The sequence below is a fragment of the Hymenobacter convexus genome, assembly GCF_030580955.1.
Lineage (GTDB): Bacteria > Bacteroidota > Bacteroidia > Cytophagales > Hymenobacteraceae > Hymenobacter.
This window is the reverse complement of record NZ_JAUQON010000011.1, coordinates 70,346-85,154: the sequence shown is the minus strand read 5'-3', so window position 1 is coordinate 85,154 and position 14,809 is coordinate 70,346. Positions and strand designations below refer to the sequence as shown.

The following is a 14,809-nucleotide window of genomic DNA, read 5'->3' as shown; positions in this document are numbered from 1 at the left end:
GACGGGTCGTCCCAACCAACCCAAACGGTCATGGAAAACGAACCCGCTTTTTTCGAAACTTCACCCAAGCCGGGCGTCGTCGGCAAGCCGCTGAACCGTGTAGACGGCCGCGACAAGGTGATGGGCAAAGCCAAATACTCGGCCGAATACCCGCTGCCGGGCCTCGTGTACGGCGTGCTCAAAACCAGCGCCATTGCTAAAGGAAGGGTGCAAAGCATCGACACCAGCTTGGCCCTGAAAGAGCCCGGGGTATTGCAGATTCTTACGCACCTCAACCTGCCCAAGCTGGCCAAAACGCCCAACGACCCCGAGGGCAAAAAGGCCATCGGCGCACCCATGGGCTTTCTGCCAATGACGTCGGACATTATCCATTACGCCGGTCAGCCGGTGGCCCTCATCGTGGCCGACACCTTCGAACGCGCCACTCAGGCCGCCGCGCTGGTGCGCGTGAACTACGCCGCCGAGGCGCCCATTGCGGCCTACACCGACAAGCGCGCCCAACTCTTCAACCCCGAGAAAATTCAGGACGGCAAAGCCGACGGCTACACCCGGCGCGGCGACGCCCGCGCCGCCCTGGCCAGCGCCCCCATCAAGATGACGGCCGTGTACACCCACGCCATCAACCATCACAACCCGATGGAGCCCGGCGCCACCACTGCCATTTGGGAAGCGCCCGACCGCGTGACGGTGTACGAATCGACCCAGGGCGTGACGCGCACCCAAAAGTCGTTGTCGGCCTATCTGGGCCTACCGCAGGACCAGGTGCGCGTCATCACCAAGTTCATCGGCGGGGGCTTCGGATGCAAGGGCTCGTGCTGGCCGCACACCGTGCTCACGGTGCAGGCCGCCAAGGCCGTGGGCCGGCCGGTGAAACTGGTGCTCACCCGCCCGCAGCAGTTCACGAGCATGGGCCACCGCGAAGACCAGACCCAAACCCTCACGTTGGGCGCGAGCAAGGAAGGCAAGCTGCTGGCCCTCATCCACGAGAAAACCTCCACCACCTCGCCCTGGGACAACTACGCGGAATCGAACAGCAAGATTATCAACCTACTGTACGACTGCCCCACGTTCGAGTCGCACTACGAATTGGGTCGGGCCAATGTGATGACGTCGACCTTCACCCGCGCCCCCGGCGAGGCGCCCGGCTCGTTCGCCATCGAGTCATCGATGGATGATTTGGCCTACCAATTGGGCATCGACCCCATCGAAATTCGCCTCCGCAACTACGCCGAGAAAGACCCAAGCACCGGCCAGCCCTGGAGCAGCAAAAGCCTGCGCCAGTGCTACGCCCGCGGCGCTGAGCTCTTCGGCTGGAGCAAGCGCAACCCCAAAGCCGGCGTGACCAAAAACGGCCGCCTGCTGGTGGGCTACGGCATGGCCACGGCCAGCTACCCGGTACACAACTCGCAGGGCACCGCCCGCGTGCGCCTCTACGCCGACGGCCACGCCGTGGTGCAGGCCGGCGCCACCGACCTCGGCACCGGCACCTACACCGTGATGACGCAGGTAGCCGCCGACTCGCTGGGCCTCGCGCCCGACAAAATCCGCTTCGAGCTGGGCGATACCAAGCTGCCCACGGCGCCCAACTCGGGCGGCTCGGTGGCGGCCGGCACGGTGTCGTCGTCGGTATACATGGCGGCGCAGGACGTGTGGGAGCGCCTCACCAAAATGGCCATCAAGGACCCGAAATCGCCGCTTTTCCAGGCCAAAGCCGAAGACGTAGCCATGGAAAACGGCCGGCTGCAGTTGAAAAAGGATGCCTCAAAGGGCGAAGATTTCAAGGCTCTGATGAAGCGCGCCGGTATCGACGACATCGAGGGCAGCGGGCAGGGGAAGTACGGCTCCGGCTACGAGGCCGGGCAGTCGGCCGCCAGCGCCAGCGACGCCCATAAGGACGAAGCCGGTAAGCACTCGATGCACTCCTTCGGCGCGCACTTCTGCGAGGTGCAGGTCGACCCCGATTTGGGCACCGTGCGCGTCACGCGCTGGGTGAGCGTGCACGGCGCGGGCCGCATTCTCAACGCCAAAACGGCCCGCAGCCAGATTATCGGCGGCAGCATCTTCGGCATCGGCGCGGCCTTGATGGAGGCCACCGCTCGCGACCCGCACTACGCCCGCTACACCAACGCCGACCTTGGTGACTACCACATTCCCGTCAACGCCGACATCCCGGAAATGACCGTGGAGTTCATCGACGAGCACGACCCCTACATCAACGCCATGGGCGTGAAAGGCATTGGCGAAATCTCGATGGTGGGCGTATCAGCCGCCGTGGCCAACGCCGTGTTCCACGCCACCGGCAAGCGCGTGCGCGATTTGCCGATTACGCCGGATAAGATTCTGGGCACGAAGTCAGTGTAAGTATTGAAATCGCCTGTCATCCTGAGCGCAGCGAAGGACCTTATCACGCTCGAGCAGTTAGTTCTAACGTGATAAGGTCCTTCGCTGCGCTCAGGATGACAGCTCCAAACCCGATGCAAAACGCTGCCTCCGCCTCCACCGCCCTGCTCCTCCTGGCCGCCGGCGCTTCCACCCGCATGGGCCAGCCCAAGCAGCTTCTGCCCTACCGCGGCCGCACCCTGCTCCGCCACGCCGCCGAAACAGCCGTAGCCAGCGGCTGCGCGCCCATCGTGCTGGTCACAGGTGCTTTGAATGAAGCCTTAACATCTGAAGTAACGGGCTTGCCCATTCAGACCATTCACAATCCGGACTGGGAAACCGGCATGGCCTCCTCCATTCGCGCGGGTCTGCTGGCGGTGCAGGCCGCGCAGCCCCGCGCCGTGCTCGTTATGCTGAGCGACCAGCCGCACGTGACACCGGAGTTGCTTCAGCAACTGATACAACGGCAGCAGCAAACGCAGGCGCCCATTGTGGCCGCGGCGTATGGCGACACGCTGGGCGTACCCGCCGTTTTTGCCGAAACCGTGTTTCCAGAGTTGCTCATGCTGCAAGGGCAGGCCGGCGCCGGACGGCTCATTGCCGGCTATTGCGCAGCCGTGGAGCGCGTTGATTTCCCGGCCGGCTTGCTCGATGTAGACACGCCGGAGCAATACGCGGCCCTGTTAATTAATAGCTAAAAGCACGTTCTACTTCGTGCCCGACTCCAGCTTGCGCAGCTTGTCGGCCCGCCAGGTGGTGATGGCCACCACCAGCAGCGTCATCAGCCCGCCAAACACTACCGAGCGTACCGTGCCCAGCAGCCGCGCCGCCGTGCCACTCTCGAAAGCTCCAATCTCGTTGCTGGAACCGATGAAAATGTTGTTCACCGCTGATACGCGGCCCTTCATGTATTCCGGCGTATACACGTGGATGAGCGTGGAGCGCACAATCACCGACACCGAATCGAACACGCCCGTGAGGAACAGCAGGAACAGCGACAGCCAGAAGTTGGTCGACAGCGCGAAGCAAATCGTAGCCAGCCCGAAGCCCGCCACCGCCCCCAGCAGCTTCCACCCGGCCCGGCGCTTCAGCGGGTAGTAGGTCAGGAAAACGGCCATCAGCACCGAGCCAATGGCCGGCGCCGCCTCCAGTTGCCCAAATCCCTTAGCCCCTACCTTCAGAATATCCGACGCAAACACCGGCAACAGCGCCACCGCCCCGCCAAAGAGCACCGCGAACATATCCAGCGACAGCGCTGCCAGCACCAACTGGTTGCCGAAGATAAAACGCAGGCCGCTCAGCACGCTGTCTTTCAGGTTAAGCCGCTCGCCTTCCATGGGCGGCAGCGGCCGGTCGGCAATGCGCGCAAACTGCACCAGGCCCAGCACCAGCAGCCCCAGCCCCACCGCGTAGGACCAGGCCACGCCCAGCGGCTCAATCAGAAAGCCCCCCACGGCCGGCCCCAGCACCGCCGAGGCCTGGTACGTGGTGCTGTTCCAGGTAATGGCATTGGGCAGCAACGCCCGGTCGGGCAGCAGCTGCGGCATAAACGAAAACAGCGCCGGCCCCATAAAGCCCCGCGCCAGCCCACTCACAAAAATCACCGCGTACAGCGGCAGCGTGTAAAGCGCGCCCTTCGCCAGCAGCCCGATGCCATAGGGGCTGGCCAGCGCCGCCAGCGCCGCCGCACACAGCACTAGCACCGCCAGCGCTAGCACTACAATGCGCTTGCGGCGTACCGTATCAGCCACGTAGCCGGCGTAGAGCGACACCACAATGCTCGGAATGGCCTCCGAAAGCCCAATAAGCCCTAGTGCCAGTGGGTCGCCGGTGAGGTGGTAAATCTGCCAGCTCACCACCAGTCCCTGGATACGCGTAGCCACCGTGAGCAAGGTGCGGGTCGAAACCAGGCGGCGAAAATCGGGCACCCGCAGGGCCGCGTACGGGTCGTGGGCCGGGGCCGAATCAGCGGAAGGCAGCATATAACAACTTCAAAAGGCGCCAGTACGGCGTGGGTCGGCAAAGGTAGGCCCGGTTGGTTCGGCCCCCTAGGTCCGGCCGTGCGTTTCGCCTATCTTGGAGGCCTAACGCTTATTGCTCGCGCCGCCCGGCCCATGCCCAACTTTGGCCTCGAAATAACCCCGCGTCCCGACCTCCCAGCCATTGTAGCCCGCTGGCAGCGCGAAATCACCGCGCCCGAGCTACAGGCCGGCTACCTCGCCATCCTGGCCGCCGCCGATGCCGCTGGCTGCTGGCGCTGGCTGCTCGACCTGCGCCGCCGCGACGAGCTGGTGTCGCCCGAGCTTACACACTGGGTCAACACCGAATTCTTCCCGCTCCTGCCCGGCCGCTACCCGGCCCCGGTGCGGCTGGCCTTCCTCATCTCGCCCCTACGTGCCCAACAGCAACAATCGGCTAGTTCCGTGGCGGCCATCAGCGCCGCCACCCAGCCCGAGCACGGCTACCATACCGCTTTGTTCACCGAGGAAGCTGCTGCCTATCAATGGCTAGGGGGGTGAATTGCCTTATCTGAAAAATAAAAAATTATTTTTTGAAACTTTTTTCAGATTTTTTATTCCTCAATTATGCGTTAGCAGCACGTAGATGAAGTTTTGCGGAAGGTTGCTCCATTTATCCTACAGAATTTTGTCATTTTTTAGTTGAGGGGTATTGCGGATGTGCATTTCATCGCTCTACATTTGGAACGATTCTAGCGGGCAAAACACCCGACTACCGGTCGCTCCCCAAATTTTTTCTCGGTAACTGCATACTATGGCCTAAAGCTCTACGTTCCCTTATTCCGTAGCCCTTTATGGACCTCTTGCAACCGAGCGACTCCGCGCTCATCTCGCTCTACCTGGCCGGCCAGGAATCCGCCTTCGCTATCCTGCTGGAGCGGCATCGCAGTCGTGTGTTCACGACCATCCTCCTCATCGTGCGCGACGAGGACGTGGCCGAGGACCTGTTGCAGGACACGTTCATCAAGGCCATCCATACACTGAAAGGCGGGCGCTACAACGAAGAGGGCAAATTTGCCCCCTGGATTTGCCGCATTGCCCACAACCTGGCCATCGATTCGTTCCGGCGCGGCAAGCGGACGCCCCACGTCAGCCTCTCCGACAACGACCGGCTGGCCAACACGCTCACCCTCGCTGATGATGGCCCAGACGATATCCTGGCCCGTGAGGAAACCCATACCCGCCTTCGGGCGTTAATCCAGGAGTTGCCCGCCGCGCAGAAGGAGGTGCTGCTGATGCGCCACTACGGCGACATGAGCTTCCAGGAAATTGCCGACGCAACCGGCGTCAGCATCAACACGGCCCTCGGCCGGATGCGCTATGCGCTGATTAACCTGCGGAAGAAAATGACCGCAAATTCCCTGCATCATTATGATTCAAACCTTACCCCATTCGACACTGCTCCAGTATGTGTACAACGAATTGCCTCCTGAAAGGCAGCGCGAGGTAGAGGAGGCGTTGCAGCACGACCCGGAACTGGCAGCCACGTGCGCCGACCTCCTTTTGGCCCAGCGGGCCCTCGACGGCGTTCGCCGCGAGCCGCGGGCCCACACCTCCGAGGCCATTTTGCGCTACTCGCGTACTTTTTTAGCCAAATCCTGAGTCCGTTTAATTTCCTGTGGCAACCGCTCCAGCCCCTACGCCGGAACCGGAAGCAAAAAAGCTGACGAACTCGCCTGAGATACAAAAACGGTCATGCTGAGCGCAGCCGAAGCATCTCTACCGCAGTATTAAATCCAATCAAAAGGAATAGTATTGCGGTAGAGATGCTTCGGCTGCGCTCAGCATGACCGTTTACTTTTGTGGAGCACCTACTTTCGCCCCATGCGCCGCGCCGACCGATTCAAATACTTCCTCGACTACTTCACCAGCAACTTCCCGGAGCCCAAAACCGAGCTGGCCTACGGCACCCCGTATGAGTTGATTGTAGCCGTAGTGCTAAGTGCGCAATGCACCGACAAACGCGTGAACCTCGTAATGCCCGCGCTACTAGAGCAGTTCCCCACGGCCGCGCACCTCGGCGCCGCCACGGCCGATGACATCTTCCCCTTCATCCGCAGCGTTTCGTACCCCAACAACAAGGCCAAGCACCTAGCCGGCCTGGGCCGCATGCTCACTGAAGATTTTGATGGCGAAGTGCCCAGCCAGATTGAGGAGTTGCAGCGCTTGCCCGGCGTGGGGCGCAAAACGGCCAACGTGGTAGTTTCAGTTATCTACAATCAACCCGCCATGGCGGTGGATACGCACGTCTTCCGGGTGTCACACCGCCTCGGGCTCGTGCCCAAAACGGCTACTACTCCGCTGGCCGTGGAGAAAGCCTTGGTGAAGCATATCCCGGAAGAACTGATTCCAAAGGCCCACCACTGGCTGATTCTGCACGGCCGCTACATCTGCGTGGCCCGCTCGCCGAAATGCATCAGTTGCCCGCTGGCACCCAGCTGCGCCTACTTCGAAAAGCATTTTGGCAAAGCCGCGGCTTATATTCCGCTGCCAGAAAGCTAACCGCTGCGGAGCTTGAGAAGCACTATCTACCCTAATTCTGTTCTTGTTTTTAGTACACAAAGTTCAATTAAAGGTACAAGGCCGTACAAACCCATTTGCGGCCGGCACAAAATCATTGGGCCGCTTTTTCCAGTATCTGCTGGACAACAGCAGCCAACTGCTGGCGGTCGAAGGACTTTTGAGCAAGGTATTTTCCCCTTTGCCCAGCCTGCATCAGCAATTCAGGCTGCATAAGCGCTTGGCCTAGCTGAGCGGTCAGGGCTTCGGTATTGCCAGCGGGCACGTACCAGCCGCAGCCGTGCTGCTCCACCAGCGCTTTGGTCCAGCCCCGGTTCGTAACCACGACCGGTGTGCCCACCGCTAGCGAGTCGTAGAGCTTAGCGGGCGAGTTACTATCCAGCACCGGCAAATCCAGAAACGACACCACCGATACCGCCGCCAGTGCAAACCAGCCGAAAACCTGGTGCCGCGCCTGCCCGCCCACCAACTGGATGCGCCCCGGCCAGCGCTCCGCCGCCGCCGCAATCAGCGGCTCGTGAAACCCGTGGCCCAGAAACAGCCACACGGTGTTTGTTTCGGTAGCTGCTATGGCTTCGGCCGCCGCTACCAGCGTGGGAATATCATTGGCCCGCCCGAAGGTGCCAGCATACAGAATGACTTGCTTGCCCGCCAAATCGTGTTTCTGCCGCAAATGCTCGACGGTTTCGGGCGTGGCACGGGCGGCTAAATCGAGGTCGGTGCCGTTCAGCACGGTGGTCACCTTGCCAGCATCAATACCTAAATCCGTCACGTAGCGCGTCATATCGGGCGAAAGCGGCAGCACGTGCCGAGCGCTTTGGTACAAGCGCTTTTCGAGCCGAAAAAACTGCTGCCGGGCCAGCGCCGTGGGCACTGCCCCCATCGCAATAGGAAACGACGGCCACAAGTCCTGCACTTCAAACACCCACGGCACCCGCCGCCAGCGTGCCACCTGCGCCGCCGCCCAAGCCGCCGTAAGCGGCGTGCTGATGCCCCAAATCACGTCCGGCTTGTCAATTTTCAGCCCCTCCCGTACGGCCCAAGCGGCATACTGCGCAAAAGACAAGGCCCGGCGGGCCGGCCCCATTTTGTTGTCGTATGGAATGTTAGCCTCCCGGATTTCCACCCCGGCCGGTACCCACGGAAACTCATGTGTCAGTTGCTGGCTGCGCCAGGCAGGCGTGGTCAGGAGTGTCACCCGGTGCGTTTTCGCAATATGCGCCAGTAGTGTGTAGTGTCGGCTAGTAGCCGGACAATCGGGACTGGTATGATACTGGCTGAAAACGGCGATGTGCATGGTATCAATGAAGAATTATGAAGGAGCGCAAACGCTAGTCTTCATTCTTCATTTCGATTCGTGCATGGGCCGGTAGTGCGACTCATTCAGAATGCGCTGGGCGTTTTTCTCAGCCATCAGGCGGCCCAGGGTCACATCGGGGTGCAGTTCCACGTACTTACGCACGATTTGCAGGCCCACCCACTGGCCCACGCGGCCGGGGCAGGTTTTGTCGATTTCAGGCACGTTAGGTCGTTCGCCTACGTACTTCTGCAGTAAGAAAGGCGTGGTAGAATACAGCAGGTTCTTTTCCAGAAAGTGGCCCCATACGCGGGGCTCGTTGGCTTCCAAGCCCACCATTTCACGCTTGGTATAGCCCATCAGCAGCGAATCGGGGGTGCAGGGAAGCATCTGGCTGGCGAAGTAGAGGGCCTTGCCTTCATGCACCATAGCGTCAAGCATCGTATTGGCCGTTAACTCGTGGCGGTTGTATTTACTCGACACGTTGTGCGCCAGCAGCGGCATCAGCCCGGCGGGTGTGTAACGGCGCAGCATGTACTGCGGCAAATCGGGCCGCTTGCTGGCCTTCGGCCCCACGAACCAGTCTAGGCTCATTACTAACAAGCTGTCGTTCACATAAATATCCTTCGCCAGAAAGCCGCTAACGTACGTGTTGGCCGGAGGCACCCGGAAATCGGGGAAATAATGATGAACCCGCCGAAACACCTCGCCCAAATCGTGCCGCAGGGCCGCGCTATCGGGAAAAGCCGCCGCTGTTTCGCGCCCCAGCTGTTGCAATGCCCCATTGGTTGCCAGCTGCACCAGGCTGCTTTCGAGCTCTTTTTCATTGGCCGGCTGGCGTTGCAGATAATACCGTGCAAAGGCTGGATTTGCACCCATAAACTGCTGGGCATCAGCCGGCGTCTTGATGGCGAAGAAGGGCTGTTCCAAGCGCTTCAGCTTCACGGACATCGCCGGGGCATCGGCCGCAGCGTCGTCGCGGCAGCCTTCGGCGGGCCCCTTCTTACAGGCAGACAGGCCGAGGCTTCCTACTAAAAACAGGGGCAGCCAGCGCCGCCAGGCAAAATTATTCGTATTCACGCGCGTTACTTTGGCGTAAAATTAGCCAAAACCTACCGGCAGTCGGTAGTTTCCATCAGCAGTAGCCGTATCAGTGCATATGAAAAAGATATTCCTTGCCGCCTTCGTCCTCGCCGCCACCGTTGGCACCGCTTCGGCCCAGGTCGAAATCGGACTAAAAGTCTCGCCTACCATCACCAGCCTGCGGGCTGAATCAACGTCCAAAAATGGCTTCGCCAGCGACGGCAGCCAGCTTGGTTTCAGCGGTGGCTTAGTAGTTGATTACTTCTTCGGTGAAAATTACGCCTTCAGCACCGGCCTCGAACTGGCTGGCAAAGGCGGCACCGTGCGCTATACTGACTTCTATAACAATGGCAACGGCGTAGGCAATGCCTTCCAGACTTCTTACAAAATGAGCACGCAGTACCTGCAGGTGCCGCTTTCCGTCAAGCTTTTCACCAACGAAATCGCGCCGGCTACGCGGCTCTACTTCCAGGTTGGCGGCTCGCTGAATGTGCCCATCGGCACTCGCATCAATAGCAGTAAGTTCTACACCGACCCTGCCACCGGCACCGAAAACAAAGCCGGCGACTACGTGTACTTCTTCGACGCCGACGCCTTGGTAGGAGCCGGTGCCGAATACGCGCTGGGCAGCAGCACCAAGCTTTTCGCCGGCATCGGTTACCACCGCGGCCTGGTCGACATCGACCATTATTTCGAAAGCAAACGCGACTTTACCGACGTCACCATCAAGAATAGCTCATTTGGCCTCGATTTGGGTATCAAGTTCTAGATACTAACCCAACAAAAAGCCCCAGCTTCTCACGAGGCTGGGGCTTTTGCTTGTTGCGGCAAACGACGAATAGGCCAAACGCTAGTCCACAATTTCAACCTCACGGTCCTGCAAACGGCTCATGGCGGCGGCCGACGAACGCAGCTGGATTTCCTCACCCCGCTCATCTTCGATGCGGTAGTCGGTGAGGCCCAGGCTGCTGTCGTTCACCACCTTCACCCACTTGTAGTACTTGAGGTACCACTTCATCTGGCGCGAAATCAGGCCTTTGGTGTAGTAAGCGTACAGGAACGGGTGCACCGACAGCGTGATACCCGACTGGTTCTGGTTCACCAGCAGGTCGTCGATGCTGTTGTCGATGTCGTCCGTCACCTGGATGGAGGCCGAAATCTTGCCCGTGCCGCCGCAGGTGGGGCACACCTCGCCGGTCACGATGTTCTCAGCCGGCCGCACGCGCTGACGCGTAATTTGCAGCAGACCGAACTTGGTGATGGGCAGCACCGTGAATTTGGCTTTGTCGTGCTTCATCACGTCGCGCACGGCGTCTTCCACCTTCTTACGACTTTCGGCCGAGCGCATGTCGATGAAGTCGACCACGATGATGCCGCCCATGTCGCGCAGGCGCAGCTGCCGAGCCACTTCTTTGGCCGCCAGCATGTTAATCATCAGCGCGGTAGCTTCCTGGTCGTTTTCCTGGTTGCTCTTGCTGCCCGAGTTCACGTCGATGACGTGCAGGGCTTCGGTGTGCTCGATGACGAGGTAGCCGCCGCCGGGCACGGTTACCGTCTTGCCAAACAGCGTTTTCAACTGCTTCTCAATGCCGGTTTGCTCGAAAATCTTGATTTTCGAGTTGTGCAGCTTCAGCAAACCGAGCTTATCAGGCGCGATTTTTTGGATGTAGTCGCGCATCTCCTCGTACATCGTCGGTGCGTCGACCATGATACTGTCGAAGGACTCGTTCAGCATGTCGCGGAGCATGGACGAAGTGCGGCCGAGCTCGCCCAGCACCTTGTCGTTGGGTTTGGCGGTGCGCAGCGTGCTGTAGAGTTGCTCCCACTTCGCCACCATATCCTGCATGTCCTTGTCCAGCTCGGCCACCTCGCGGCCCTCGGCCACGGTGCGGATGATGACACCGAAGTTGTCGGGCTTGATGCTGGCAATGAGCCGCTTGAGCCGGTCGCGCTCCGCTTTGCTCACTATCTTTTTGCTTACGCTGATGGTGTTCGAAAACGGCATCAGCACGAGGTAGCGCCCGGCCATCGAAATGTCGGTGCTCACGCGCGGGCCCTTCGTTGAGATGGGCTCCTTAATAATCTGAACCACAATCTGCTGGCCCTTCTTAAACACGTTTTCAGCCTTGCCCACTTTGTCGAGCACGGGTTCAAACGTGAATTTTTCGAGGCCGGCGGTGGTGGCGCGGCCGCTTTGCACGGTGCGCGCCCACTTCGTGAACGAGTTGTACTGCTCGCCAAGGTCGCCGTAATGCAAAAACGCGTCTTTTTCGTAGCCAATGTCCACGAATGCTGCGTTCAGGCCGGGCATCACCTTTTTCACGGTGCCCAGGAAGATGTCGCCTACTGAGTAATTGGTGTCGTTGCGGTCGAAATGGTATTCAATCAGCCGCTTGTCTTGCAACAACGCAATCCGCTCGCCTTCCTGAGTAGAATTAATGACTAATTCATTACTCAAAGCCTTGATTTAGTTAAAGTAACCCACCGGCAATGCCGCCGCAGCACTACCCCGAAACCGGCAAAGGGAAGCCAGAACCATAAGTTCTGGCTTCCCTCGCGAGCCACGGGAAAAGCGCCCAACGCGGCCACACCCAGGAGGCTACGTGAGAGATAGGCGGCTGGCTCCCTTCCCGTTAGGAAAACTGCCGGCCGCCGCTACGCCCCGTGAGGCTTACTTCTTCTTGTGGCGGTTCTTGCGCAGGCGCTTCTTGCGCTTGTGGGTGGCAATCTTATGACGCTTTCTTTTTTTACCGCAGGGCATGATGCTTGGGGGTTAAGTTGGTGATTGATTGTGTCGTAGCTATTTCAATTTGGCAATTTCTTCGTCCACCGAAGCCGCCAGCGCCGGGTCGTTGCTGAGGCTTTTGGCGGCGAGAAACGCCTGCTTGGCTTCGGCTTTGGCACCGGTGCGGGCCAAAGTTACGCCGAGATAAAACTGGCCGTTCACGTTTTTCGGATTGACTTTCACCAAATCCTGGAAACGCTTCACGGCCTTGTCGAACTGGTTGCTTTGCACGGCCAGAATGCCCATGTTGTACAGGGCTTTCTCGTTGCGGGGGTCAACTTCCAGCACTTCGCGCAGGTAGGTAACGCCCTGCACGGGGTTGTCGGAGGCCATGTAGGCCATGCCGAGGTTGGTTTTGGCGTCGAGGTTGCCGGGTTGCTCCTTCAGCACCTTGGCATACAGCTCACGCGCCTTGCCGCCGAGCAGTTTCACCCGCTCATCGGTAGCCGCGAAGCTGAAGGCTTGGTAATAAGCGTCGGCGGCCTGCTGCCAGTTGGCGGCAGAAGGCTTGGCCAGCGCTACTTGCTCCAGGTAGTAACCGGCGCTGTCGAAGCGCTCCACGTTGTTGTAGCGGCGGGCCAGGTTAGTGGCCACCGCAGCTTTGGCGGCAGCATTGGGAGCGGCGTTGTATTCCTGCAACAGCCGGTTTATTTCCTGACGCTGCGGGGCAGTAGTGGTGGTGTGTGGTGCGGCAGCGTTAGGGCCATTATTGTCCGTAGCCGTGGCCGGCACCGGTCCCGAGGAAGACTCGGTTTTGGAGCCGTTGGTTTTGGAACCGCCACCGTCACGGTTGGCCGTGGCGGCGGCGTCCTTGTTCAGTTCCGAGCGGCTTTCCTTGGGCTTCATGATGCCTTTCGGCAACACAAAAAGCCCTCCTACCAGCGCGAGCGCGGCAGCGAGGACAACCAATTGATGCGATGCGGAACGGGACGTTGTAGCCATGGGCTGAAAAAAGCCGGCCGCCGGGCTTTCCCTCGCGGGAAAGACACCGGCGGCGCGGCCGGCAATTCTTCAGTGGTTGTGGGCCGATGGCCGGGACAACCACTAACAGTTAATCGTTGATAGACTAAGCTTTAGCAGCCGTAGCTTTCACTTTCTTGCTGTTTTTGATTTTAGCAACGAAAGTCTTCGACGGCTTGAAGCTCGGGATGTAGTGCTCCTCGATGATGAGGGAAGTGTTTTTCGAGATGTTACGAGCCACTTTCCGGGCGCGTTTTTTGTTGACGAACGAGCCGAAGCCGCGAACATAAATGTTGTTGCCTTCCGTCATTGAATCTTTCACGACTTTGAAGAAAGCTTCAACAGTCATCAATACGTCTGCTTTCTCGATGCCGGTCTTCGTGGAGATTTCGGCGATTACCTCAGCTTTAGTCACGTTGGTATGGTACTTAGGTGGTTGAAAAAATTACGTTTTTAGGCAAAAAAATCCCGAATTCCAGCGTAAGCCTTTGCCTGGCAGGCGGTTCGCCCTCGAATTGGGGCCACAAAGGTAACCCCATTTTTTGGTTTTACCAATGTACCCTCCTAAACAAAGGCTGGGCCCAATTTATTCTCTTTCAAAATTTTGACAAAAACCCTCTCCCATCCTTCCTTTCTGGCCTCGGCCCTGCTGGCGTGGTACCCGCGCTACCACCGCGACCTGCCTTGGCGCCACACCCGCGACCCGTACGCCATCTGGCTGTCGGAAGTGATTTTGCAGCAAACCCGTGTGGCTCAGGGCCTCCCCTACTATAACACCTTCCTGGCGGCCTACCCCACGGTGCAGGACTTGGCCGCCGCGCCCGAAGCCGAGGTGCTGCGCTACTGGCAGGGCCTGGGCTACTACTCCCGGGCCCGCAACATGCACCGCACCGCCCAGCAGGTGGTAGCCGAATACGGCGGCAAATTCCCGGATAACTACGCGGAGCTGCTGAAGCTGCGCGGCATCGGACCTTATACGGCTGCGGCTATTGCCTCCTTTGCCTTTGATGAGGCCGTGGCGGTGCTCGATGGCAACGTATACCGGGTGCTGGCCCGTATTTTCGGGCTGCATTCGGATATCGCGGCGCCCAGCTCGCGCAAGGAGTTTCAGGCGGTGGCTGACCAGCACATTCCCGCCACCGCACCGGCCGATTTCAACCAGGCCATTATGGAGTTTGGGGCCATTCAGTGCACGCCGGCCAAGCCCGACTGTTTGTTTTGCCCGCTGCAAAGTACCTGTTGGGCGTTTCAGCATGGGCAGGTGGCACTGTTGCCGGTGAAGAGCAAGGCGAAGGCGGCGCGGACGCGTTACTTCCACTACTTCGTGCTGCGCCACGGTGAGCAAACCTACCTGCGGGAGCGGCGCGAGAAGGACATCTGGCAGGGCCTCTACGACTTTGCCTTAGCCGAAACCACCGTGGCGGAGTTGCCAGCGGCGGAGTTGAGCCGCCACCTCGACGCGCTTGGTGCTACCTTAGACACTAGTCAGGTCGCCGAACCCAGCGCCGCTTACCGCCACGTACTGAGCCACCAGAAACTAGAGGTGCACTTCTACCCGATGACTCTGGCAAAACCGTTGCCTGAAGCAACGCTGCACGATTTGGGGCTGCGGGCTTATTCGCTGGCCGAGATTGAAACACTGCCAAAGCCCGTGCTGATTGCTAATTATGTTGAGCAAAATAGGTGATTTTTGTTATTGCCAATATTTTTAGATTTTTCGGCAAAAAATATTGGCAAAAAATCTTGCTTTCTGGATTTAAGCTTTTA

13 protein-coding genes are annotated in these 14,809 nt (G+C 59.5%); 7 read left to right on the top strand and 6 right to left on the bottom strand.

The window, feature by feature from the left end; translation table 11 throughout:
• Positions 1-30 precede the first annotated feature (30 nt).
• Together Q4S41_RS20390 and Q4S41_RS20385 are read left to right on the top strand one after the other, a co-directional pair.
• Complete coding sequence (locus Q4S41_RS20390; protein WP_305032979.1) at positions 31-2,361, top strand: xanthine dehydrogenase family protein molybdopterin-binding subunit; 2,331 nt, start codon at positions 31-33, stop codon at positions 2,359-2,361.
• A 95-nt stretch (positions 2,362-2,456) separates the two neighbouring features.
• The gene (locus Q4S41_RS20385) at positions 2,457-3,077 is read left to right on the top strand and encodes a nucleotidyltransferase family protein (RefSeq protein ID WP_305032978.1); all 621 of its coding nucleotides are present in this window, start codon (positions 2,457-2,459) and stop codon (positions 3,075-3,077) included.
• A 9-nt stretch (positions 3,078-3,086) separates the two neighbouring features.
• Here Q4S41_RS20385 and Q4S41_RS20380 read toward each other — a convergent pair whose 3' ends face one another.
• Positions 3,087-4,361 carry an MFS transporter gene (locus tag Q4S41_RS20380; protein ID WP_305032977.1) on the bottom strand — a complete coding sequence of 425 codons (1,275 nt, stop codon included), beginning with the start codon at positions 4,359-4,361 and terminating at the stop codon, positions 3,087-3,089.
• A gap of 132 nt (positions 4,362-4,493) precedes the next feature.
• Between Q4S41_RS20380 and Q4S41_RS20375 the strand changes: the two genes are divergently transcribed.
• From Q4S41_RS20375 to nth, 3 genes are all read left to right on the top strand, one after another.
• On the top strand, positions 4,494-4,898 hold the full coding sequence (locus tag Q4S41_RS20375) for a hypothetical protein (protein ID WP_305032976.1): 405 nt from the start codon (positions 4,494-4,496) through the stop codon (positions 4,896-4,898).
• Positions 4,899-5,191: 293 nt separating this feature from the next.
• On the top strand, positions 5,192-5,830 hold the full coding sequence (locus tag Q4S41_RS20370) for an RNA polymerase sigma factor (RefSeq protein WP_245113854.1): 639 nt from the start codon (positions 5,192-5,194) through the stop codon (positions 5,828-5,830).
• Positions 5,831-6,221: 391 nt separating this feature from the next.
• Positions 6,222-6,899, top strand: coding sequence for an endonuclease III (gene nth / locus Q4S41_RS20365; RefSeq protein ID WP_305032975.1), 678 nt, complete (start codon positions 6,222-6,224; stop codon positions 6,897-6,899).
• Between the two features lie 112 nt (positions 6,900-7,011).
• On the opposite strand, the gene Q4S41_RS20360 is transcribed toward nth, so the two are convergent.
• Together Q4S41_RS20360 and Q4S41_RS20355 are read right to left on the bottom strand one after the other, a co-directional pair.
• Positions 7,012-8,214 carry a glycosyltransferase family 4 protein gene (locus tag Q4S41_RS20360; protein WP_305032974.1) on the bottom strand — a complete coding sequence of 401 codons (1,203 nt, stop codon included), beginning with the start codon at positions 8,212-8,214 and terminating at the stop codon, positions 7,012-7,014.
• A gap of 48 nt (positions 8,215-8,262) precedes the next feature.
• Entirely contained in the window at positions 8,263-9,294 is a 1,032-nt protein-coding gene (locus tag Q4S41_RS20355; RefSeq protein WP_305032973.1) for a gliding motility protein GldB-related protein, read from the bottom strand.
• Positions 9,295-9,373: 79 nt separating this feature from the next.
• Here Q4S41_RS20355 and Q4S41_RS20350 point away from each other — a divergent pair, with 79 nt between their 5' ends.
• Entirely contained in the window at positions 9,374-10,066 is a 693-nt protein-coding gene (locus tag Q4S41_RS20350; RefSeq protein WP_305032972.1) for a porin family protein, read from the top strand.
• 81 nt (positions 10,067-10,147) lie between these two features.
• On the opposite strand, the gene Q4S41_RS20345 is transcribed toward Q4S41_RS20350, so the two are convergent.
• The 3 genes from Q4S41_RS20345 to Q4S41_RS20335 form a co-directional block, all read right to left on the bottom strand.
• The gene (locus Q4S41_RS20345) at positions 10,148-11,755 is read right to left on the bottom strand and encodes an Rne/Rng family ribonuclease (protein ID WP_305032971.1); all 1,608 of its coding nucleotides are present in this window, start codon (positions 11,753-11,755) and stop codon (positions 10,148-10,150) included.
• Positions 11,756-12,097: 342 nt separating this feature from the next.
• Positions 12,098-13,024 (bottom strand): tetratricopeptide repeat protein, encoded by a 927-nt coding sequence (locus Q4S41_RS20340; RefSeq protein ID WP_305032970.1) that lies wholly within the window; start codon positions 13,022-13,024, stop codon positions 12,098-12,100.
• A 124-nt stretch (positions 13,025-13,148) separates the two neighbouring features.
• Positions 13,149-13,457, bottom strand: coding sequence for an HU family DNA-binding protein (locus Q4S41_RS20335; RefSeq protein ID WP_190928317.1), 309 nt, complete (start codon positions 13,455-13,457; stop codon positions 13,149-13,151).
• A gap of 189 nt (positions 13,458-13,646) precedes the next feature.
• Between Q4S41_RS20335 and mutY the strand changes: the two genes are divergently transcribed.
• Positions 13,647-14,729, top strand: coding sequence for an A/G-specific adenine glycosylase (gene mutY / locus Q4S41_RS20330; RefSeq protein ID WP_305032969.1), 1,083 nt, complete (start codon positions 13,647-13,649; stop codon positions 14,727-14,729).
• Positions 14,730-14,809 lie beyond the last annotated feature (80 nt).